At 38.3% G+C, this 23,697-nt stretch carries 19 protein-coding genes; 1 reads left to right on the top strand and 18 read right to left on the bottom strand.

Translation table 11 applies throughout. The features are described from left to right. Nucleotides 1-3: 3 nt before the first annotated feature. The 3 genes from HQN83_RS00500 to HQN83_RS00490 all read right to left on the bottom strand — a co-directional run bounded on the left by HQN83_RS00500 (nucleotide 4) and on the right by HQN83_RS00490 (nucleotide 2,512). Nucleotides 4-846 (bottom strand): tetratricopeptide repeat protein, encoded by an 843-nt coding sequence (locus HQN83_RS00500; protein WP_173087511.1) that lies wholly within the window; start codon nucleotides 844-846, stop codon nucleotides 4-6. Between the two features lie 157 nt (nucleotides 847-1,003). Further along, nucleotides 1,004-1,711: a peroxiredoxin family protein gene (locus tag HQN83_RS00495; protein WP_173087509.1), complete on the bottom strand. Its 708-nt coding sequence runs from the start codon at nucleotides 1,709-1,711 to the stop codon at nucleotides 1,004-1,006. 54 nt (nucleotides 1,712-1,765) lie between these two features. Continuing rightward, complete coding sequence (locus HQN83_RS00490; RefSeq protein ID WP_173087507.1) at nucleotides 1,766-2,512, bottom strand: hypothetical protein; 747 nt, start codon at nucleotides 2,510-2,512, stop codon at nucleotides 1,766-1,768. 105 nt (nucleotides 2,513-2,617) lie between these two features. On the opposite strand from HQN83_RS00490, the gene HQN83_RS00485 reads away from it, so the two are divergent. Next, a complete protein-coding gene (locus HQN83_RS00485) occupies nucleotides 2,618-2,974 on the top strand; it encodes a hypothetical protein (protein WP_173087505.1) in 357 nt (118 codons plus the stop codon). 19 nt (nucleotides 2,975-2,993) lie between these two features. On the opposite strand, the gene HQN83_RS00480 is transcribed toward HQN83_RS00485, so the two are convergent. From HQN83_RS00480 to HQN83_RS00410, 15 genes are all read right to left on the bottom strand, one after another. Further along, nucleotides 2,994-3,845 (bottom strand): L,D-transpeptidase family protein, encoded by an 852-nt coding sequence (locus HQN83_RS00480; protein WP_173087503.1) that lies wholly within the window; start codon nucleotides 3,843-3,845, stop codon nucleotides 2,994-2,996. After that, nucleotides 3,845-4,510, bottom strand: a complete 666-nt coding sequence (locus HQN83_RS00475) for a DUF4279 domain-containing protein (RefSeq protein WP_173087501.1) — start codon at nucleotides 4,508-4,510, stop codon at nucleotides 3,845-3,847. The genes HQN83_RS00480 and HQN83_RS00475 overlap by 1 nt, the downstream gene beginning before the upstream one ends. A 129-nt stretch (nucleotides 4,511-4,639) precedes the next feature. Next, nucleotides 4,640-6,028 carry a TlpA family protein disulfide reductase gene (locus tag HQN83_RS00470; protein WP_173087499.1) on the bottom strand — a complete coding sequence of 463 codons (1,389 nt, stop codon included), beginning with the start codon at nucleotides 6,026-6,028 and terminating at the stop codon, nucleotides 4,640-4,642. A gap of 172 nt (nucleotides 6,029-6,200) precedes the next feature. Next, nucleotides 6,201-6,689 carry a hypothetical protein gene (locus HQN83_RS00465; protein ID WP_173087497.1) on the bottom strand — a complete coding sequence of 163 codons (489 nt, stop codon included), beginning with the start codon at nucleotides 6,687-6,689 and terminating at the stop codon, nucleotides 6,201-6,203. An 81-nt stretch (nucleotides 6,690-6,770) separates the two neighbouring features. Further along, nucleotides 6,771-7,907, bottom strand: a complete 1,137-nt coding sequence (locus HQN83_RS00460; protein WP_173087495.1) for an efflux RND transporter periplasmic adaptor subunit — start codon at nucleotides 7,905-7,907, stop codon at nucleotides 6,771-6,773. A 2-nt stretch (nucleotides 7,908-7,909) separates the two neighbouring features. Beyond that, nucleotides 7,910-12,241: a CusA/CzcA family heavy metal efflux RND transporter gene (locus HQN83_RS00455; RefSeq protein ID WP_173087493.1), complete on the bottom strand. Its 4,332-nt coding sequence runs from the start codon at nucleotides 12,239-12,241 to the stop codon at nucleotides 7,910-7,912. 74 nt (nucleotides 12,242-12,315) lie between these two features. Continuing rightward, nucleotides 12,316-12,702 (bottom strand): hypothetical protein, encoded by a 387-nt coding sequence (locus HQN83_RS00450; RefSeq protein ID WP_173087491.1) that lies wholly within the window; start codon nucleotides 12,700-12,702, stop codon nucleotides 12,316-12,318. Nucleotides 12,703-12,753: 51 nt separating this feature from the next. Further along, nucleotides 12,754-13,212 (bottom strand): SRPBCC family protein, encoded by a 459-nt coding sequence (locus tag HQN83_RS00445; protein WP_173087489.1) that lies wholly within the window; start codon nucleotides 13,210-13,212, stop codon nucleotides 12,754-12,756. 37 nt (nucleotides 13,213-13,249) lie between these two features. Beyond that, the gene (locus HQN83_RS00440; protein WP_173087487.1) at nucleotides 13,250-14,314 is read right to left on the bottom strand and encodes a glycoside hydrolase family 5 protein; all 1,065 of its coding nucleotides are present in this window, start codon (nucleotides 14,312-14,314) and stop codon (nucleotides 13,250-13,252) included. A 275-nt stretch (nucleotides 14,315-14,589) separates the two neighbouring features. Further along, the gene (locus HQN83_RS00435) at nucleotides 14,590-15,447 is read right to left on the bottom strand and encodes an N-acetylglucosamine kinase (RefSeq protein WP_173087485.1); all 858 of its coding nucleotides are present in this window, start codon (nucleotides 15,445-15,447) and stop codon (nucleotides 14,590-14,592) included. A gap of 16 nt (nucleotides 15,448-15,463) precedes the next feature. Further along, nucleotides 15,464-16,747, bottom strand: a complete 1,284-nt coding sequence (locus tag HQN83_RS00430) for a sugar MFS transporter (protein ID WP_173087483.1) — start codon at nucleotides 16,745-16,747, stop codon at nucleotides 15,464-15,466. A 13-nt stretch (nucleotides 16,748-16,760) separates the two neighbouring features. Beyond that, nucleotides 16,761-18,695: a hypothetical protein gene (locus tag HQN83_RS00425; protein ID WP_173087481.1), complete on the bottom strand. Its 1,935-nt coding sequence runs from the start codon at nucleotides 18,693-18,695 to the stop codon at nucleotides 16,761-16,763. Between the two features lie 22 nt (nucleotides 18,696-18,717). After that, the gene (locus tag HQN83_RS00420; protein ID WP_246254133.1) at nucleotides 18,718-20,562 is read right to left on the bottom strand and encodes a beta-N-acetylhexosaminidase; all 1,845 of its coding nucleotides are present in this window, start codon (nucleotides 20,560-20,562) and stop codon (nucleotides 18,718-18,720) included. Nucleotides 20,563-20,589: 27 nt separating this feature from the next. Beyond that, on the bottom strand, nucleotides 20,590-21,408 hold the full coding sequence (locus HQN83_RS00415) for an N-acetylmuramic acid 6-phosphate etherase (protein WP_173087479.1): 819 nt from the start codon (nucleotides 21,406-21,408) through the stop codon (nucleotides 20,590-20,592). A 7-nt stretch (nucleotides 21,409-21,415) separates the two neighbouring features. Next, complete coding sequence (locus HQN83_RS00410) at nucleotides 21,416-23,674, bottom strand: alpha-N-acetylglucosaminidase (RefSeq protein ID WP_246254128.1); 2,259 nt, start codon at nucleotides 23,672-23,674, stop codon at nucleotides 21,416-21,418. Nucleotides 23,675-23,697 lie beyond the last annotated feature (23 nt).

Here is a 23,697-nt window from a genome sequence, read left to right as displayed (position 1 = left end):
ATTCTATGCGCAATTTATGTTGAGCCTTTCTTCTGAATATTTATACCCTAGTTGCTTTGCCTTAGTCCAATCTAAACAAGCACCAACCTTGTCGCCTTTGCGGAGTTTAGAGTTAGCTCTGTTATAATGGGCCAATCCGTTATCTGGTTCTAATGAAATCGCATAACTGTAATCAGCAATGGCATTATCATGCTCCCCTGATTCATCTTTATTTGCTGCCCTATTTATGATTGCATCTATAAAGTCGGGAGCTAGCTCAATTGCTTTATCATAGTCTAATCTAGCAGCTTTTGGGGTATGAAGCTCGTCTTTAAGTATTGCTCTTGAATACCATGAATTAGGATCTTGGGGTTTTATTCTGATTGCCGTTGAAAAATAGATAACCCCCATTCCCAGATTTCCTTTACCGTAACTCTCCATTGCCAGATCAAAATAATGGCTATACAAACCTGCATCAATATCAGGAAATGTTTGTTCCGCAGGATCATCGAATGCTCCGTACGCTTCTAGTTTACAATCAAACTTGTGTCCCTTGCAGTACATATTGAGCACCCAATATACTAGATTATCTAGGTCGACAGGGAATTCTGTTGCCACGCCATTTAGTTCCCAATCATCATCTCCTTCACTTATCTCACCAATTTCATAATTGAAATTCGTAGAAAGAAATTGTCCTAGTTTTTCGAGCTTCGTTCTACTATCAGATGTAAATACAAATTCGAAAGCAGAAAGGGAAAAATCTTTCATCCCATCTGCTTTCCTTCGTTCATAAACATCTGCTGCTAAAGCTATTTCTTCAGAATAGTTTTCATTGAACTCTGGCAATGTAAAGAATGTATTAATCATGATTTGAGTAGCATTAAATTCTATTTGGATCCCTACGATACAAATGACCGATAGGCCTAACCCAAAGTTGCTATTTTATCTCAAAAAAACAATGAAATACTCAATTTAATTCACTAAAAAGATAGCAAATTAGTTAAAGTGGAAATTTTATTTGGTATTAAAGATAAGTACTTATTGCACCTTTCAAAATCCCCACTAGATTCTTATCACTATTTATGGCTAATCTAATTATACCAGATTTATCAATTACAAACATAGTTGGATAAAGCATAATGTTATAGTCTTCGGTGATTTTTTTAGCATCAGCTAGTATCTGGAATTTAAAATCATGATTCTTTTGAAAATCACGAACAGTATCTGCTTTATCGAAGGTTATTGCTAAAAACTTGACCTTAGATTTATTGTAACTAGTTACCAACTTATTTAGTTCAGGAATTTCTTCAATGCAGGGCGGACATCCAGTAAACCAAAAGTTGACCACTACAACCTTTCCTTTTAGCTTTGACAGCTCGATCTTCTTATTATTTAAATCGACTAAAGTAAAATTTTTGGCAGGCTTACCTATCATTGCATTCAATACCTCAATACGCTTTGCTTTTGCCAATGAGTCTTGAACGAACATCTCCCTTGGCTTTTTTACGACCTTACAAACTGTAGTATCTTTCCCATAACTTGTTACAGACAAAATATGAGTTTCAACAAATGTTGCAAGATCAGCATTTAGTTTTTCTAAAGATGCAAGCTTTCCTTCAGCATCATAGCAAATCACTATAGGCTTCTTTTGTGATACCTCTTGCGCTTCAGCAAATGAAAACACACAAAGAAAAAGGACAAACAGTACTGAAACTATTTTTTTAATGATCATGAGGCGTTTACTTTTTGGTAATCCAAGATAATCAAATAGAATGATTTTTATGAATTACACTGAAAACAGAGATAGTAAATCTTCTCTTGTGTTTTCCTTTACATTTAGAATATCAAACCTACGAGCAGAAGAAAATGATCCAATATCGGTATCGCTGTTAATTAAAACAGCTCCCATAATGATGATGTATCTGCAATTGAAGTGAGTTAGCGCTACCAATTCCTGAATTCTTTTATCAATTGCCTGATAAATGATTTCAGTGGCTTCATGAAGTTGAGACTTAGCATTTATTATATGTTCTCTATGCTTATATAGGATTTGCTCTATGGTATTCATTTGATAGTCCATTTCGGTAATATTACCTGGTTCAATTGCATTGTTGAGCAACTTTCCTAATGCACTGCTTGCAGCTCCACAGCATCCTGTATTTTGCTTTTGACCAAAACGGTGAATCTCTCCCAATACTCCTTCTTTAGAGATTCCGATATGAGGTCCGTAATAAATAAATACAGCTCCTTCGTCGGGCACATGACTTGCAAATGCAGCCATACCTGTTAAGCCGGTAAATGGAAATCCATCTAATCCTCCCATTTTAAACGGCCCCAAGAATTCATGAGACCTAATAGGATACTGTATGCTGTTCACATCATCACTGCAAATACTATCCGCTAACATGATCTTTGTAGGCTCTAAATTAAGTTGATCCTCTACATAATCAATTACTCTATTAACGGTATCGATTGTTGTAAATGCATTGGGATAAAACTTTCTTATTATCCCTAATTTGTCCTTCTTTAACATGCTGCTTCATTTTTGAGTGTATCTACACTAAATTATGCTAAGGTAATATTCTATGAGTAAAATTGGTGTATTTAGTTATTGCTAATAATTTCGTATATTGGTATTATGCTTAAAAGAACGCTCCTTCAATTGGCATTCTGCACTATTATGCTTGCAGGATGTATAAACCCCTCTCCTATTTCTTTAGCAGGAAAACAATTTCGTTTAATCAAAATTACATTCGATAATATCAAGTACAAGGAAACGGTTTGCCAGTTTAGTACGGATAAAGTGGAGGTTTGGAGTTATAAGGATGCGAAGAAGTGGTATGCCAACCTTATTGTTGGCGGTTATTCCATTAATAACAAGCACCTGAAATTGCCCTTTGGAGAGTTTGAGACTAAACGGGCTAAGGATGGCTATTACCTATATGCAAATGGTGTGTTAAGATACAAAATGGTGATCAATGGTGGTAGATTGTAGTTGTTAGGTACCAAGACTATCATTTTCGTATTTCGATAGTTGTTCCAGAATTGACTATATCAAATAATTGATCAAGGTCTTTATTCTGCAAAGCAATACATCCGGCAGTCCAATCTTTTGCATTTACTTTTGCTGGCGTAGTACCATGGATCATTATGCTATAACCTGGTTTTATCCCATTCTTTTTTGCTATTGCTTTATCTTTTTCATTGGGATAAGAAATCCAGAAGCTCTTGTGAAACTTATCTGTCCTTTCATATTTCATGTCTAAATTGTAAATACCTTCAGGGGTTTTTCCATCCCCATCAGTAACCTTATTCCCTACTGGACTAAATCCAAGATCGATATCAAATGTAACTACAGGTTTATTCTTTCTACTGATGATCATTTTACGCTTAGATTTGAGCACCAAAATATGATCTGCCAGAGAAAGCGTATGTGCAATGTCCTTCAGTTTAAGCCGCCAACTTCGAATGGTATCTACTGATCTGTAAGCCGCAGATCTTTCCCATCGGGCAACAACATCGTCATTTTGAGCCAACGAATCATTTGCTTCCTTGGTTAGTCGATGTAATCGCCATGTGCCGCGATCAGGATAAATCATAGCCTCGTGATTAAAAACAGGAATAATGTATTGCTGAAAACTCAAAGAGTTTCCTTTGCTATCTTTTACAATAATACTGGTATCTATTCCTTCAGGAAGGTGTTTAAATAGTGAATCATTCCATTTAATTCCTGTGTCTTTTAAAACTGTACCGCTCACAACTATGGGCTCAAGAGTTGGTTTAGCGAAGCTAGTCTTTCTTAACCACAGCCATATACAAAGACCAATAACAGCCGACCATAATAACAATAGACTTATGCGATTCATTAGGGTGCGAAATCTTTAAAAGGTTCCCCCCATACGGCAACATCGACATCAAAGCCCAAATTAAGCTCCGCCATTCTTTGTACATGGTCTTTACTTAAAGAAAGTCCTCCTAATAATTGATTTCCATTATGAAAATCCATATTAATTTGAATGTAACCATTGGCATTGGTTACCAGCTCAACAATTCCTGCTTTATCTTGCACTAATAACTTCAGAAGGTTAGTTAGCTTTTCTTCAACTGAATCTGGTTCGGGATTAGGCTCAATTTCAATACAGCTAAATTTGTTAACTACTTTTTTGTTTGGCTTTAGTTCGCCTTTATCCCATTTAGTCTGCACTGGTAAATTTGTTAAACTCACAAGTTCATCCATGCTACAGGTTTCAGAAGTAGCGCGAAATACTACCTTATTTCTCGACTCCGTTCCGATATTAAAGATTTCTTGTTGAACTTCATCAATGTATACTGCAAGGTAAAACTGCTCGTCTACTATTGGCAGGTATGCAATGATAACACGATCCGAGCCTTCCCTATCAATTCTTTCAATCCTAGGTCCGTTGTTATTATAATATACATCCAGAATCTCTAAATATTGATTGGTTACTCCAAGATTCCTGAGTTTAAACTCTTCTGTAATGAGGGTCTGTATTATTGAATCTGATATCAAAGCGAATGGGTTAAGTTGTTTTTCTATTATTTAAACTTTAGTGCATAAAAGGCTCCCGTTTTTACTCTTAGTTCGCCCATAAGTTTTATCACATTTTCCTTGGTATCACTTAATTTAAAACATAACTACCTATTTACCAGCCAATAGCTTCTCTAATGTATCAAACAATTCTTTGCCCCTAATATCGTGAGCTATTACTCTCCCCTCAGGATCTATCAGAAATGTAGTTGGATAACTGATTACAGAATATCCATTAATAACCGTACCTACTGTATTTGTCTTAATATTTGGCCAAATAACATTATGCATTTTCAACAATGGCAATGTTCCACCCTCACTCCTTTCATCAACTACACCTATGATTTCAAATTGCTTTCGACTGAATTTAGTATAGGATTTCAGAATTTCTTTAAAATCAGCTATACATGGCCCACAGGTAGTACTCCAAAAATCTACAAAAACGTACTTACCTTTAAGCTTTTCGAGAGAAATCATCACGCTTTTATCTTTTGCTTTAGTTAAGGTCATTCCCTCAATTTGAGGAGCGATAAAGCCGATCTGACTTGAGACTAAATTGGTGTTACTTGGTAAAGACGAAGTGGCAATCAAAGAGTCTGAAGAAAAACCACTGTAATCATCTCCTTCCAGTATAACACGGTTACCATCTGCAAGTGAGTAAGAGTATTTGAAGTTTTTGTTCCCCAAAGTTACATACTGGTTTTGCAGGATCTGATTTTCATCAATAGGTATAGGAACACCCGATTTATCGGCCTGAAGGTATATTCTTGAATCGTTGCTGGTTGTAGGTGCCCAAAGAATATAAGGTTTGCCTTGAAATTTAAAGGAATGATAGCGGAACTCAGGAAAACAAAAGGATATGTTTGTAAGTTGTTTTCCTGGATCTGCAGATGAGATAAAACAAAGTACTTTCTCGCTCCTGATTTCATTATCTAGAAAATACTCTTTAGTAACCGGTACTGATGCAGCTATGATGTCTTCTTGTTTAAAAAGTTTCTTTTTAATTGGCCTGATTAATTCATCAGAGTAATCACCATTGTTATTAGCGTCAACCACATATACGGGAACACTATCAACAGTTAATCCCCCGAGAACAGAGATCCCGCATTTCAATGGTTTTCTTGATAGGTGATTAGTATCAGCCAAAATCCACTTATAATCGGCCGCAAGCTCAAGAAATCTCTCTTTACTTTCTATCCCTGCACAATAATTTTGAAAGTGAAACTGAAAATCGCTTAACACATAATAATATTCAATCTGACTAATAATGTCTTTTGGCTTGTTTATCGTATTAGGGAATCCTTTTTCATATTTTGAGGGATTATCCAGTTTCCTTTTGCCAATGATGGATGACAGAACACTATTAGGTTGCATGCCAGCAACCTTAGTTAGATTAATAGCAACCTGATCTTTACTTACAACAATCTGGCTAAAAGATGGAGAAGCGAAAAAAGGAACAAATAGCATGATACTTGTTATGCATTGCACAAAATGTTTCATAGAGCGTTTTTTTGTTTAATATAAAAATAAATACTCTTATTTATAAATAAACTGGTAATCAACGCTTTATTTTGTTAGGTACATTTTGGCTTTGGAACTATAATAATAGAAAAAAGGTATACACTTGCAGGTAATAGTAAACTATCAACCACCTTCCCCAATCCTATTGAAATTAGTTTATTTTATCCTTTTCAGTCAACTTAAGCTTTTTATACTTTATCTGAATTGAGGGAGTTACTGACCTGTCATGAACAATAAGTGAAGTATCTCCTATAATTCTATACCCTACTTTAGCAGTAGTATCTGGATCGGATGCACTGGATTTCCTATCTATAAAAACAAGTAAGGTATCGCTTTGTATGAAGAGCCCCACTGTATCAGTTGTAATTTTTGGGTTGATTGAGAGATATCTATAAAAGCCTCTTCTTGGTCTCCTGTTTTCAGGATCGGTTGAGAACAAATTAAGTGTATCACCTTTAGTTAGGGTTTCCCAATTAGATGAGCCAGCTTTTTTGCTTTCTACCTCTCTCCATTTTGTTAGATATACAGAATCAACCGGATCGATGATTATCGGCGGGTCAACAGGATCCTTAATACATGAATAAAAGAAAGATGTAGCAAGAAGAGCAAAGATACTGGTTCTCAAAAAATTGGACTTCATGTTAGGTTTTATATAATTTAGGTTAGGGGCTAAAGTAATAATTTTCCCGCTACAGAGAAAATTATTACTTGAATAAAAGAATTATTCCTCTATCGTATTTTTCAACTTCATTAACAAAGAGTATGCTCCCTTAACTACAACTTTATTTCCTTTTAAATCTGAATTTATTGCTGTAAAGCCTTGCTCAGTTTTACCCTTAATTACTTCCGTTATTTTAAATGAGTTGTTGCCATTGCTTACAAATACATAATCCTTGTTTTCATAATTAACAAATGCATCATTTGGTAAGGCATCTATCTTATCTGTTTCTACTTGTACTTCTGCATTCATATACATACCAGGAACCAGACTCTTATCGTATTGCTCAAAATTACAATGAACCTCGGTACTCCTATCGTTATTTAATGAATGACTTACCAGCACAATTTTAGTAATATACTTCTGATTAGGGAGTGAATTACTATAGGCCATAACCTGCTGTCCTATTTTTATCTTGTTAAGGTCTTTTTCAAACACAGTGAGATTTAAATGGATATCTGCAGGGTTAACTAGTTCAAAAATGATATCAGAGGGCGTTACATATTTGCCAATATTCACATTAACCTTACTTACATAACCATTAATAGGCGAATAAATGTTAATAGTGCGACTGATGTTGTCTTCCGTTAATTTACCGGGATTTAATCCTATTAACCTTAGTCTTTCGGCCAAACCCTTACTTTCGATACTCAAATTCTTAAAATCACTCTCAGCTTGCTGCAATACCTTATCGCTTCCAGCTTTAGCCGTATTTAGTTCTTTTTGTCTTTGATATTCTTTAACCGCATAGCTCAGTTTGCTTTTTGCACTCAGGTAATCCTGTTGCAGTTGAATATACTGCGGATCCTCAATTACGGCTAAAACCTGACCTTTGCCTACTTGTGTGCCGGCAAGCATATTTGTTGATTTTAGATATCCTCCCAACGGGACACTTACTGATACCAGATTTTGTGGTGGTACATTAATTTGGCCGTTAAGTTTAAGTGCAGTGCTGATATTTCTGGCTTCCACTTCCTGAACTTGAAGATCGATTTGCTTTGCCTGTTCAGGACTAAGCTGCACAGTGCTTTCGTCAGTTTTAGCTTTTACTTCCGACTGATCCTTGGCGCTACTGCTGCATCCATAAATAAACACAGGAATTAACAATACGGGTAAATACTTAAAAATTATAGATTTCATGGTTATTTTGATAAAAGGTAGTTCAATTGAATAATACTGTTGTTGAGCTCTTTAATGGCAGTGAAATAATCAAGACGAAGGGCTAAGGCTTGTTGGTTAAGTACTGTCCACTCCAAATAATTGATCTCACCACTTTGTAGTTGCCTGTTTAATGTTCGCGTAATTTCTTTAGCATTTTTTAAGGCAGTGCTTTCAAAATCGTGCACAATCTCTTTATTCTTTTCAAATTGATTTACGGCATCTTCCATTTCGGCCTGCAACTGCTTCTGGGCGTAGGCGGTTTCATTTTTCGCAATGGTTTGAAGCGTTTGCGCTGATTTAATTCTTGCCTTCTGAGCGCCATAAAAGATTGGGATACCAAGACCTAGCTGGAAGGATTGAAATCTGGTGCCAGTACCATAGTTGATTCCATCCTGAATACTCATGTTATTATAACCCAGATTAAGCTCTGGCAATAGCCGTGATTTCTCTACTTTAGTTGTTGCAGCTGCAACTTTCTCTTCTTGTAAATGAAGTTTTAAGAATGGATGATTGGCTAAAGCCATTTGATCAATTGCCACAACCTCCATTTTATAGCTTATCGATTGCGGTTCACGTAATTCATCACTATTGATTAACAGCATCAATTGTTGTTGCAGGGCATTCAATTCCTTTTTTAAATCCTTTTGCTGAATACCAATCTGTGTCAACTGATTTTCGGCACTTGCCTTTTCCAGCATATTGGTTTCTCCCAATTTAAAACGATGACTAGCTACTCTGAGGAATTCACGGTATGCACTGTCTATTGACTGCAATAAAGCCTGCTTTTCCTTTATAATCAGCATTTCGTAAAAGACAGTTGTAGTCTGTTTTTTTACTTCAGACTGCTTCAAGTCGACATTTAACGAGGCTATTTTCCATTCTTCTGACAGCTTTTGCCTTTGTCTGCTGTACACCGTCGGAAAACTAAGGCTTTGATTTAAACCGATCGCATTATCAATATAGGCACTGTTAAATTTACCATACTGACCCGAAAGGTTAGTTTGAGGAATATCAGTTCCTGTTTTTATAAGCTGTTTGGCTTGCTCAGCTCGCAGCTTCTGGCTTTTCACTAACATATTGCCTGAGGCTGCACTATCCAGTGCTTCATTTAATGTAATTGGCTTTTGGGCACTGGCCGGAAGGAAAGCGAAAATGAGTACAACTATAGTTGCAATATGCTTTTTATGTTTGCTGGGCTTTAAGCCTTTTTCAAAGGCGATATACAATATCGGCAATACAAAAAGCGTAAGCAAGGTTGCTATTATTAACCCTCCAATAACTACTGTAGCAAGAGGACGTTGTACCGCAGCACCTGCACCATTACTCAATGCCATTGGCAGAAAGCCTAAGGAGGCAACAAAGGCAGTCATTAACACTGGCCTTAACCTGGTTACCGTTCCTTGCATCACCACATTCTTCATATCCATTTCGCCAGTTTTTCTAATCCTATTAAACTCCGCAACCAGTACAATACCGTTTAATACTGCTATTCCGAATAATGCAATAAAACCAACTCCTGCACTGATGCTAAACGTCATCCCTCTGAGGGCAAGCAGAAAGATACCCCCTATTGCTGATAAGGGAATTGCCGTATAAATTAGCAAGCCATATTTTATAGAATCGAAAGCAAAATACAGCAAGATAAAAATGAGGATTAGCGATACCGGAACAGCCACAGACAAGCGAGATTTGGCTTCATTTAGGTTCTCGAATGAACCTCCGTAGGTAATTGTATATCCTGCAGGCAATTTGATTTTTTCATTTACCTTATCCTGAAGCTCGTTCACAATACTTTCTACATCGCGACCATTTACATTAAACCCTACCAAAATACGACGACGGGTATCTTCTCGCTGTATTTGACTTGGGCTGTCTACCAATTCTACTGTTGCCACCTGACTTAAAGGAATCTGAGTTCCGGTCGGTGTTGGGATCAACAGGTTCTGCACATCCGAAAGATCTTTTCTATTTTCGTTTTCAAGCCTCACAACCAGATCGAAGCGCTTCTCTCCTTCAAAAACCAACCCTGTACTCTGACCAGCAAACGCGGCGTTTACATTTTTGTTGATGTCTGATATATTCAGTCCGTATTGAGCTATGGCTGGTCTGTTGTACTTAATTACGATTTGAGGTGTACCTGTAATCTGCTCCACATAATGTTCGGTAGTGCCGTTAACGCTGCGCACAATGTTTCCAAGCTGCTTTGCATAAATGCCCAATGTATCCAGATCCTCGCCAAAAATTTTACATACTACATCCTGTCTTGCCCCGGTCATCAATTCGTTAAAGCGCATTTGAACAGGAAACTGAAAGCTGGTTGTTACACCTGGAACCTCACTCGCAGCTTTCCCCATTTTCTCTGAGAGTTCGTCAAAGGAGCTTGCAGATGTCCATTCGCTCTTCTTTTTGAGGTTGATAATCATATCCCCCATATCCATTGGCAAGGGCTCTGTAGGTACCTCACTACTGCCTATTTTTGTCACAATGTTTTCGACCTCCGGAAATCTTGATTTCAAAATTGCTGAGACCTTCTGTACATTTTCTATCGTTGTATTGAGGCTGCTACCAGAAAGCACCCTTGTTTCTACAGCATAGTCTCCTTCTTCAATTGAAGGGATAAACTCCCCACCCAGACGGGTAAGTAGAAAAACTGCAATGACGAACAAAGTGATGACCATGGCTATGATAGCTTTGGGAATACCCAAAGCACGATTAAGCAGCTTGCTATAACCAGATTCTACTTTAGCCATGAGGCGATCGGAAAAGTTTTTCTTGTCGCTGATCTTTTTACTCAAAAAGATGCTGCTTACCATTGGGATATAGGTTAATGATAAGATGAAGGCGCCTAGCAGTGCAAAGGCAACAGTTTGTGCCATAGGCTTAAACATTTTCCCTTCTATACCCTGTAAGCTAAATATAGGCAAGTAAACGATTAGAATAATGATTTGGCCGAATACAGCGCTGTTCATCATTTTAGAAGAAGCACTTTTTACCTCTTTGTCCATGTCGTGCTGTGATAAGGTCCTGAGCCCGGCAAACTTATTACTATGTGTCAATTGATGCATTACCGCCTCTACGATAATTACTGCGCCATCGACAATCAACCCGAAATCAAGTGCTCCTAAACTCATTAAGTTTCCGCTTACCCCAAATAGGTTCATCATGATAATCGCAAAAAGCATAGAAAGTGGAATAACAGAGGCTACCAGTAAACCTGCACGTACATTTCCTAAAAATAAAACCAGTACAAACACTACAATCAATGCGCCTTCGAGCAGGTTTGTTTGTACTGTATCTATGGCATTGCTTACCATGTCAGTTCTATCTAGAAATGGCTCTATTACTACTCCTTCAGGCAATGTCTTTTGAATTTCTGCTATTTTAGCTTTAATACTTTCAATAACTACGTTGCTATTTGCTCCTTTTAGCATCATGACGATTGCTCCTGAAACTTCACCCTCATCATTATAGATTAATGCTCCATATCTTGTTGCAGCACCAATTTTAACATCAGCAACATCACGAATTAGCAATGGCACACTGTTCTTGGTGTTTTTAATGACTACGTTTTTAATGTCGTCTATATTTCCAATAAGTCCCTCACTTCGAATGTAAAGTACTGTAGATTGCTTTTCTATATAAGAGCCGCCTGTATTCTGATTATTGCTTTCCAGCGCATTAAACACATCAGAAATGGTTATCCCATGAGCTTGTAGTTTATTAGGGTTGATGGCAACTTCATATTGCTTAAGCTTTCCGCCGAAACTGCTTACTTCTGCGACTCCTTTTACGCCTAATAGTTGGCGTCTGACTATCCAGTCCTGAATTGTTCGCAATTCTGTAATATTGAATTTGCTTTCATAGCCCTTTTTAGGTTTTACTACATATTGATATATCTCGCCAAGTCCTGTAGAAATCGGCCCCATTTCAGGCCTGCCGATTCCGTCCGGAATGCTAGCTTGAACAGTAAGCAATCGTTCTGAAACCTGTTGTCGGGCCCAATAAATGTCGACATCATCATTAAACACCAAGGTGACTAAAGAGAGTCCAAAGCGACTATAGCTCCTGATTTCTTTAACTCCGGCAATGTTGCTGCTGGCTTGTTCTACAGGAAAGGTTACAAGCCTTTCGATATCCGTAGCTCCATAAGATGGAGCAGAGGTAATTATTTGTACCTGATTATTGGTGATGTCGGGTACTGCGTCAACAGGGAGCTTTGTTAATTCAAAAACGCCATATATGATCAGCGCTATTGTAAATAGTGCTACTATGAGTTTGTTCTTTACAGAAAACCCAATGATTTTATTTAACATAAAAAATTTAAGTTTGATTAATTCTTATTACGATAGAAACTAAATCAAAGGACTATGCCTTTGACTCAGAAGAATTAAATCAAATACTTAGGCGGCTGCCAGATACTACCGAGAAAAGCTGGAGGAATATCATCTTCCTTATAGGTAGATGGTCGGTTTATTGTAATAGTTGGGAGTGATTTTATAACAAATCTATTAAATGTCGGAATAGCCGGACTCGTTAAAACAGACTTTTGATCTACAGATTTGAAAGGCAGCTGATTGTCTCGATCCTGATCATCGTCGGTATGGGGAATTGAGTTATAATGATCAAAAAGGTACGTAGCAAATGTAATATCCTTATTTATAGCCTTATGCTCGAAATAGTGCTGAAAAAGTAAAGGCAGTTTGATAAGTTCCTGCAATTCGGTAGAAAAAATGAGGAGGATAAACGTAATAAATATAGAGATCAGCTTCTTCAACTCCCCAAATGTATTATTTTCTTTGTTTTAAAGGAAGCGAATTGTAAAAGTTTAACTCTTCTTTCCTTCTGCGTACTTTTTAATTACTTCGTTTCGCTGAACCAATAGCTCTTTCATATAATCGCGTAAAAACAGTCCATCAGCCAACTTCCCGATAACTCCTACTGGCGAAACGTAAGTAAATATATCCGTCATCAATGTGCCCTTACCTTTAGCTTCAAAAATATGCTCATGCCTAAAAGACTTAAAAGCCCCTGAGACCATTTCGTCAACAAAATAATCAGGACTCTCCATTTTTGTGATCTTCGAAGTTAGTCGCTGTAAAATCCCAAAATGTCTGGCTTCCCAGGTTACCGATTCATTCAAACCGATTAGTCCGGATGTTTTGCCTGCAACAGCCTTTTCATTGGTTTGCACAGTGGATACCTGATGTAAGTCAATATCCCTGGACAAGTCGAAGACTGTCTCTTGACTAGCTTCAATGAAAGTTTCTAAACGAATAATTGGCATACACAAATAAAGCAATATTATTAGATAGAAGTAAAGCTTAATATTTCTGAAGTAGCTTTAGCATTTTTCGGTCTAATTTATGGCCTTTATACAATTCATATTCTACATCCTCCCTATTGCTATCAAGAATACCGAAGCCCCCTCTTAAATTCCATAATGACCAACCCCAGCCATTCTCTTTCCATATCTCGAGATTGTCTTTCATCCAGGCAAGTGCTACATCGTGGGGTGTATGCTGATATGCTCCCCATTCACCAACATGTATCCCTGCTCCCTGATCAGCCAGTTTTTTCCAGGGATCAAATATATCTTTCTTCAGTCTATCTTTGTCCCAACGGTCGTTGCCATCGGGATTTAAAGGCCAGGTTGGAATACTCCATTCGGCCTTTACCCAAGATGCCTTGTAATGACTTACCTGCATAGGACCATAACCTCTGGTACTTTGTCCGACATTTAAGTCGATAGCTCCAAATACCGGCTTAGTTCCATATTGGAGTCCATCAATAATGATTAACCGATCTGGATCCTCTTGCCTAATAGCACTAACTATCCGGGTAATCACCCTCACATAATCGGCCTCTTCTACATTGGATGGTTCATTAATCAAATCAAAGCTCAATTTACTGCTATTGATGCTTTTATATCGCTTTGCAAAGGTTTGCCAATGAAAGGCCGCGGCATCCAAAGCCTTATCGTCCTTCCACAAATTGAGTGGTTCGGCAGGCGGGTTAACACAATAGCCAGGAATACGGTGTAAATTAAGGTTGACGTGAATTTTGTGTTTTATTCCGAATGCAATTGCCTGATCTATTTCCTTCAACACGTTTTCATCCATTTGTAACCAATCACCTGGTTTTGACCAGCAGTGGTAAGACATAGGTAGCCTGGCAAAATTAAACCCCCATTGGGCCATCATTTTAAAATCTCCTTCTCTATAAGGCTGGTTATCTGCGCCGTTAAATTTCTCGAGCAGATTAAATCCACGCCAAAGTGGTAGCTTATTTTTTACAATTAATGGCTTCGATTTGGCGAATAATACAGGTGTAAAAAGGCTTGCAGCAGTTAAGCCCACACCCAATTGAAGGAATTTTCTTCTTTGCATTTAGTTTTGTGGTGGTTGAGGTTCGGTTTATATCCTTGAATATAGCAACATTGAAGGATAATTTCATTTAATGTTTGGCAATAAATGTACTCCTTAAATAGTAGGAAGCGCCTAATGGGAATGTAACAATTATAATAATCCAAAGTATTTTCTCTACATAATTCAGCTGCTTATTCTTGAAGCTATGAACAAGGCCGTAAATTACATAGCCGATATAGATTACTACTAAATAGATCATTTAGTTATTGATTGCGTTTACTCAAAGCTAAATATTTCTATTCAATAATCACATCTGTCTGATGGTAATCAACTAGCTCTGCAATCAGTGAGGGTATAATTAATCCAGGTGCCATATTAAATTCATCTAAAACCTCTAAAAGGATACTATTGAAATGATAAGCAATGGACCCAACGCAGTTGAATGTGTACCCGATATAGTTTGGATAACAGCTAACCAGATTTTCGAAAAATTGTTGGAAGGATACTTTTACAAGTTTATAACTGTAATCTGCATCCACATCCGGGTGATTAAGGAATTTAGCAAATTGAGCACAAAACCGGTTTGGCATTGGTTCTACATAAACCTGATGTATGATTTCTTCGGCCGACAACTTGTATACCTTTTCGAATTGGACACAAACAGATGGAGGCATCTTATTTCTTAGATAATCACTAAGAATTCTTTTTCCAATAGTACCACCACTTCCTTCATCTCCTAGTATAAATCCCAGAGAATCTATATTTTTAGTAATATTAACTCCATCATAAATACAGGTATTTGTTCCCGTTCCTAATATTGCTGCAAAGCCAGGTTTTCGTCCTAAAAGACCTCTGGCTGCTGCCAGTAGATCTACTTGCGCATTTAATTGCTGGCAATTGTTAAAAACCGAACTTAGTACCTCTGTCATAACCTCTATTTTATCGGCCTCGCAACCTGCCCCATAGAAATGAAGCTTAGAAATTTCCAGCGGATCTACATGAACAGAAATGCTATTGCGAATGGATTGTATCATATCAGATTTAGTCGAAAAATAAGGGTTATATCCTTCGCTTTTAAAATAAAGGTCGTTGCCAGAATTTCTGATAAGGCACCAGTCTGTTTTGGTTGAGCCACTGTCGGCTATTAAAATCATCTATCTTTTATTAAAATTAAGTATTCTTCTTTCCTACTTTGTGGCCAGCAACAGCATAATATCCAACTGCGAGATAACATGGAATTACCATCCAATAAGCCTGCTGAGCATTTATATGATCAGCCAGGTATCCATATAAAAGTGGCAACACTGCAGCACCCGAAATAGCCATCACTAAAAGCGAGGAACCAGTTTTGGTAAATTTACCAAGACCAGCAATTGCCAGTGGCCATATAGAAGGCCACATCAATGAATTTGCAAGACCAAGCAGCGCTACAAATACAACAGAGATAATGCCATTAGTGAGTATTGCTAATACTGCAAATAAAATACCCAGGACGGCTGAGCTCTTTAGGGCCGTTTCCTGACTGAAATATTTAGGAATACATACAATCCCTACCAGATAACCTACAAGCATACTAATTAACGTAAAAGAAGTAAAGAATTTAGCTGTAGCTAAAGGAATTCCCTGATAAGCCCCATAACCAATAATGCTATTTCCTGCAATTACTTCTACCCCAGTGTATCCAAATAATACCAACACACCAATCATCAGGTGGGGAAATTGAAAGACAGATGTTTTAGTAGTTTTTTCTAAAACTTCGTCACCTTCATCCAGTTCTTCTTCATTTAATTCTGGTAAAGTAGAAAAATAGATAACAGCCGCTAATACAATAAGTATGAATGTAATGATAGCATAAGGAAGAATTACTTTACTAGCTAAGTCATTTAATTCGATTATCTTTTGCGTAGGGTTTAAAGAGCTTAATTTATCCTTTAACGCATCTGCATCATTCAGGATTACTGCGCCTAAAATCACTGGTGCTATAGCACCGGCAATGCCATTACATATCCCCATGAAGCTGATCCTCCGTGCTGCACTCTCTTTAGGACCGAGAATAGTAACATAAGGATTTGATGCGGTCTGTAACACTGTAAGCCCAGCTCCTTGTACAAAAAGTCCGAACAGAAAAAGCGTGTACTGTCGGTTTAACGCTGCAGGTATAAACAACAACGAACCCACAGCTACAAGCAACAACCCGATAGACATTCCCTTTTTAAATCCTGTAATTTTTAGTAACCATCCAGATGGAACACCCATCACAAAATAGGAAATGTAAAAAGCAAATGCTACCAGATAAGACTGGAAGTTATTAAGTTCACAAGCAATTTGTAGGTACGGGATGAGGACTGCGCTAAGCCAGGTAACAAAACCAAAAATAAAAAACAGTATACCAATGATAATTAATGGACTAATCAGGCCCTTTTCTGCGCTAACAGCAGTGATTTCTTTAGTCATTACAGTCATATCTTTAGTAGTTTTTAGCCTTTATTTTATCAATTACTGTTTCGTATACCGACTCTGGGAATATTGAAGGTTGAGCATACCAAAAAAATGAGCCGAAACCTTCATAAGTACCGGCTTTGATGTGCCTTGAGGTAGGTAGATAACTTGAAACATCGTTACAGTAACCTGCAACGCTCACTAACTTATCTGGCCATAACTTTTTGATACCAAGACTATAATCCGTTACAACCTCTCTGGATAATCCAACTAGTTTCCAATTGCCAATATTGAAAGTTTGGATGTATACCGGCATGGAAACTGGCATTTTATTTTCTTTATTAAGCTGAAACATATGATCGGCCCAGCGAACGTTCTTTTCCTCTTCAACATCCTGATTATTTTTATCATTTTCCTTTCTGAAAGCCAGTATTTCTTGCTCAGTCCACTTTTTCACTGGAAAGTTGATAGAATCCATATAGAAACTGATTTTACCCTTGAGTTTTTCTAAAGGTTGATTTAAAACAGCTATGATGTCGGTAGCAAGTGCTTCACCTGTTTTACGGTGATTATCATCAACGGGATTGATATCGCCTCCACATCCTTGCATAAACATTGCATTAGAAACACCTGCTTTTTGCTTAAGTAATGCTCTTGTAACCCCCGGAAAATTAGGGCCAATAGTATAACTTTCAGCACCCTCATTTTTGAAAACAGCATGACAACCCGCTAAAAACAAGACAGTTTTCTTTTGATCTTTTTTTGTGACGACACTCAGTACATCGACATCATTATCATAAGGCACATTTTCACCTGTTAAGGCTCTATTTGCCCCTATTGCGGTTTTACCTCTGCCAAAATACAGGTCGGCAGGCTGCATAGCCTTAATCGCTGCTCCAACGGCTTTAACTATGGCAGGTCGTAATACGTCATTCATATACAAGCTGTCGGGTTGCTGTACAAATTCTGGCCAGGCGGGCCAGTGCTGAGCTACAGGGCCAAAATGTGTATGCGATGAATTGATCATTAAAGCTGCTGCTGGAAGGTGGTATTTCCGGGTTACTTCTTGCTTTACTGAACTCACGAAATCATAGCCCAAGCCACAAAGATCAGCACCTACAACTACAACTGTTTGCTTCTCTGACGATAGGGCCAGCGCTGTAACTGAAAGATCGCCGGTTGTTAAATGTTTACCAGAAAACACCACGTTTTCTTTAGTGAGGCCATACAAAGTATGATTACCTACGGCAATGAATTTGAGGTGTACATCATATGAAACGCCGTTATACCTTGCGATTTTTGTCCAGGTAGTATTTTTAGGCTTCAGATTTAGTTTCATCAGATCATCGTTTACAGTTAAGCCGTATAGGCTACCATCATAAGCGACAAGACTGATAACCCCGTTTAAATTAGTTAGCTTTATCCAGTTAAGGGGATTGCTAGTTACCTGAGAAAAGCTGATGGCTCCCCCCGTATCTGCAACGTAAAGAATATCATCCTGCATAGTGATGCTCTGAGCATCTTTAGCCATCCCAATCTTTTTCCAGTTTAAATTTCCAGAGATAGCTGATTTTAGTATTTCTCCACTTTTATTTACTACGTAAAGCGCTTTTTTACCAACAGCCATTAAGACGATGTCATTCCCATCCCCTATGTTCTTCCAGTTTAGGTTCTCGCTCGCTTTTGCTGAAATCAGCTTTCCATTACTTACAGCAAATAAGACATCATCGTTGCCTGCAAAAGCAGTACAGCCCTCCAGCCTCCCCCTTTCAATCCAGTCTAGACTAAAGCGCCCATCTCTTGGATAACCATAACCAGCCAGCGAGAGAGAGAACGGATAATTTGCCGGTTCAATACTGGCTTTGGCAAAACCAGATTTATAGGCTACCTGTGCACTCCCCTTAAAATTGGTATAACAAAGACTTAAAAGAACAAGACAGGTAGTTTTAACTAGTAATTTCATGTGTTAATGGGAGTAAAAATGGTTATGGATTTTTAAATATGGTTGTTGTGTTAACGCTTCTCCTTCCTGAAGGTGTAATCACTATTGATTTTAATGCTCTACGCTCACCCTTATTTAAGATGATGCGTATCGGCTTTTCATAAAGAAAATCAGTTTCCCTGGCATCCTGCCCTTCGAAATTATAGTAGATTTTAGCACCCTCAACAGGAACTTTTAGGTCCAGATTAAAATCAGCTCCAATCAAAGTGGTATCAGAAACTCCAATTGGACTGGGTACCCGGTATATTTTATCTGTTCTATCCAGTTCTGCCAGGTGTTTTGGCAAACGCCGCTCAAAAAAGTTGACTGAATCCTTATTTTCAGGGAATGTCCAGGCAATCTCTGCTAGCGCCATTAAACGAGGATAGAGCATATATTCCACTTTCCGATAGGTATCCATATGCTCGGTCCATATTGCAGCTTCAACACCAATAATATGTTGTTTTTCTTTCTCTGAAAGTACTGTGGGTGTAGGATCATATCCATACACTCTTGACAAAGGGTTGTAACCCCATCCGATAGCTAGAGGTTCTAATTCGCGCTTGCCCTGTATAAAGTCGAAATAAACATGCGAGAGAGGCGACATCACAACGTCATGCCCCTGCTTTGCAGCTTTGATACCCTCATCAATAGTACGCCAACTCATTACTGTTGCATTTGGAGCCAAACCTCCTTCCAGAATCTCATCCCATCCAATGATCTTCCTTCCTTTGGAGTTCACAAATTTTTCTATCCGTTTTACAAAATAGCTCTGCAACTCAAATTCATCTTTCAGATGGTTGTCTTTAATCCGTTTCTGACAGTATTTACATTTCTTCCAACGCTCCTTTGGGCATTCATCTCCTCCGATGTGAATATAAGGCGAAGGGAACAATTCCATAACTTCGGTGAGCACATCTTCAAGAAATTTAAAAGTGTTTTCTTTACCTGCGCAATACACATCTTCAAATATCCCCCATCGTTCGGCAACCTTAAAGGGACCAGGGTCATCTCCACAAGCTAACTCAGGGTAGGCCGCTAACGCGGCTAAAGAATGGCCTGGCAACTCTATCTCAGGAATAACCGTAACATGTCGTTCTGCCGCAAAAGCAACTATCTCCTTAATTTCCTCCTGTGTATAAAAACCTCCATATGCTAGGTGATCATCACCATTGAGTGAATCGACATAGTTACTGATTTGCGTACTGGCACGATAAGCACCTACCGAGGTTAATTTGGGATACTTTTTAATTTCAATGCGCCAGCCATGATCTTCGGTAAGGTGCCAATGGTATACATTCATCTTGTATTTGGCAAGCATTTCAATTTGACTTTTTATAAAAGAAACCGGGTATATATGATAACCAACATCCTGCATAATACCGCGATAAGCATAACGAGGTTTATCGTCAATTTCCAAACAAGGAACTTCGAGCTTTTGGCCTTTCACTTTAATGAGCTGAAATAGCGTTTGCAAACCGTAGAACATCCCCGTGTCATCACCTGAAATTTCGATTACCGAAGGATCTGCTTTAAATGTATAGGATTCCTTTCCCTTTGCCTTCGAGGAAACGAAAGATATTCCCGGATCAGACTTTTCAGTCCTCCGGGAAAGCAGCTTCAGGTTTAACCCGTAATTTTTAAACAGGTACTCCTGCAACTGAACTGCATTCTTCTTAGACATTCCATCTGTATAGCGGATTACCGTATTCTCATTAACAATATAACTTCCGTTTCTGATCACCATGCTAGCAGGTTCCGGAATTAAATGCACTCCAGATGCACTAGACTGTCCATAGACCGGCACCGCCAACAGAGCCCATAAATAACAAATAAAAATGTATTTCAATGTTTTGTATTTAGAATCTTAAAATATTCAGTCTTGATTTTTAACTAACTTCTCCATCGCATTTTTTACAGTACCATATTGCAACAGCAGAGACTTTGCCGCCTCATAATTCTCAATATCGGCCTTTTTCATTAGCATTTTAACACCCCGATCCATGATCTTATCGTTAATTAGCTTTACATGAATCATGTTATTTCCCTCTATTCTTCCCATTTGAATCATTACAGAAGTCGAAATCATATCAAATAGCATCTTTTGAGCTGTTCCACACTTCATTCGGGTACTCCCAGTGATAAATTCCGGCCCGGTAAGCACCTCTATCGGATAATCTGCCTGAGCAGCAATAAGTGAATTGAGATTGCTAACAATACAGCCCGTAGTGATATTATGGGCACGACATTGTTTTAACCCTTCAACGACAAAAGGTGTACTTCCACTGGCAGAAATACCTACAACGATATCTTTTTCTGATATGTTTGCTGTACTAAGCCTGCTCCATGCCTCATTGATATCATCCTCCATTTCCTCAAGTGCATCTATAAGTCGGTCTTCACCTCCTGCGAGTATCGCATTGTATATTCCTTTAGGTAAACCGTAGGTTGTAGGTAGCTCAATCACATCAAGCACTGAAAGCCTGCCTCCACTGCCGGCTCCGAGATAGAACATTCTTCCTCCATTCTTTAACTTACTGACAATGGAGGTTATAAGGTCATTAACCTGAGGTAAAACTTCTTCAATTGCTTTTGCCACCTTATGGTCTTCCTGATTGATAGCGCTGGTCAATTCCTGAACTGATTTAGTTTCAAGGTTATCGTAAAGGGATGATTGTTCTGTAATAGGTATCATATGTAAATTATTTTTTATTCTTCGTTAATTTAAGTTCCTTATAGGCAGCAATGATTTGCTTGTTGTATTTAGCATAAATCATTTTAGATATTGCAGCGGCATCTCCCGATGGCTGATCTGGATACAGCTCTGTTCCATTTACCCAGTCCCATTCCCAGTTTTTTATTTTTTCAGTAAATACTTTTTGATCAAAAATCTTTTTCGACTTTAAGGCATCACTAGCTTCAGTAATGAACATCTTCCATCGTTTTCCATAGAAGCCATTGAATAAGCCAGACCACTGCTTATTGGCATACTCATGTAGCACAGCATCCTTTCCTCCCCAAAGTGTAATCAAGTCTCTTGCATTTTTCTCATACAAACGGGTTTCAGCAGTATTTGTACCCCACTTTTTTGCGTCGTTAAGCCATTTACCAAGTAATAATTCTCGCCTGGTGCCCATCAGCTGATCCATATCAGCAATCAGCTGCATAAACTCCGTAGTATGTTGTTTAAATGCTGCACTGTTTTTTTGCTTAAAATCCTTGGCGAACTTTTGCTGAACTACCGAAGCATAATTGGCAAGAACCTGTGTACCTACGCTTACAAGATCAAACTGATAACAGTCATTATTTTTAAACTGATCAGCAGCTGCAAGCATATTTTGCCATGCAGGAATCAATGCTGCAGCATCATACGGTAGGTCTGTAGCAGCCCACTCATTGTCTTTTTCAAAGGTTGGTCTGGCTACTACAATGGTTTCATAGCTACCTTCCTTTGCATAGACTGTTTTATGTAATATGTTCCAGGCCTTTTCCGTATACTGGTTTCTTTTTCCATAGCGGCTATGTGCGTAGCCGATAAGCCAATCGCCCACATTTACTGGCTTATCATTCCATACATGATTGAGCATCAATGAATATACCACAGGATTCTGTTCAATACCTTCAGGTACTATCCCTATTCCTGAAAGCTGACCTTTATTGGGATCATGAACCATTTCTGCTGGCTCTTTGGCTATATAATCCAGGTTTCCGTACAATGGATTTCGCCCGCCAAAATTATGTAGCATGCACCAAATCCATGGCTTTCCAAAAAAAGATTTGGTTTTAGTCCAAATCGGCTGCTCATCAGCGAAAAGATCCAGAATGATCAATTTATCATCAGGTACACCACTTAGGTAATTGTTGATGCGCTCTGGTTTCCAGAAATCTCTTCTATCCCAAAACAACCAGCCTTGCATTACCCAAATTGCGTTTGGATCGGTTTTAACCATACCATCATACACGGCTTTACCAATTTTACGTACATAGGCAGAATCCTGATGAGGAAGATCCATTTCATTAAAGGTGTCGGCCCCATACAAATGGTTCTCCAGTCCAAAGGTATTTTTCTGTTCCTGCATAAACTTGTCTGCGATCTGCTGAAACATCGGGTCTTCCGGATCAAGCACGTAAGCATCAGCAAAACGGCCTTCCCAATTTACTTTATCCACTTTAGCATTAGGGAATCTCTTCTTGAATGTTGGAGGTACGTGACCACTAAAAGCAGGAAGAATAGGTTTCATACCTAATTCCCTTTCACGAAGTAAAATCTTTTTCTGGAGTTCCTCATGGCTTTTCATCCAGCTTTTAGGTAAAGGACCATTTAATCCATCGATATTACCTGCCCAAAACCACATGAAATAGGCCGGTCCGGTAAAAAAGGCATCCATATCTGCATCATCAAAACCAAGGCTTCGGTAAACACGATCCCATAAAGCATTCTGACCAGTCATAGAAAGCGGCATATTGATGCCGTTTAAGGCCATAAAATCAATTTCCCACTGCCAACGTTCCCAGTCCCACCAGGACGCGGTATAATTAAATGTGCAATAGTTAAAATAATGACGATAATCGTGAGGTGTAACCTTATGTACTTTCTCTTTGACCATTAGGAATGGACTTGGAATTTCCAGGTTTGTACCATTCCAGCTAATATCGCAATGCGCGTAATTTTTGAGCCAATAATTAAGGGCGCTAGCAACTGAAACTCCGTTGTTACCCTTTAAAATAATCTTTTCACCCTTAGCTTCCAGCTCAAAGACATCCTTGTTGTTTTCCATTGGGATGTAGGCAACCAGAAAACGATCCGCATATTTTGGAAGGATCCTTTTAATGAGCGCATAAGCAGCCTCCTTATTCAATGAAGCACTATCATTTTCTTTAGCTCCTGCTGTTTGCACGGCAAAGGTTAAACAAAACAAGAGCATAGCAATTGTTCTACACATTACGGGCTTTTTTTTCATTATTATATTTTTGTAAATCATTC

It is taken from the genome of Pedobacter foliorum (assembly GCF_013266735.1).
Lineage (GTDB): Bacteria > Bacteroidota > Bacteroidia > Sphingobacteriales > Sphingobacteriaceae > Pedobacter > Pedobacter foliorum.
Note: the sequence above shows the minus strand (reverse complement) of the source record. Positions and strands in the feature narration are given on the sequence as shown.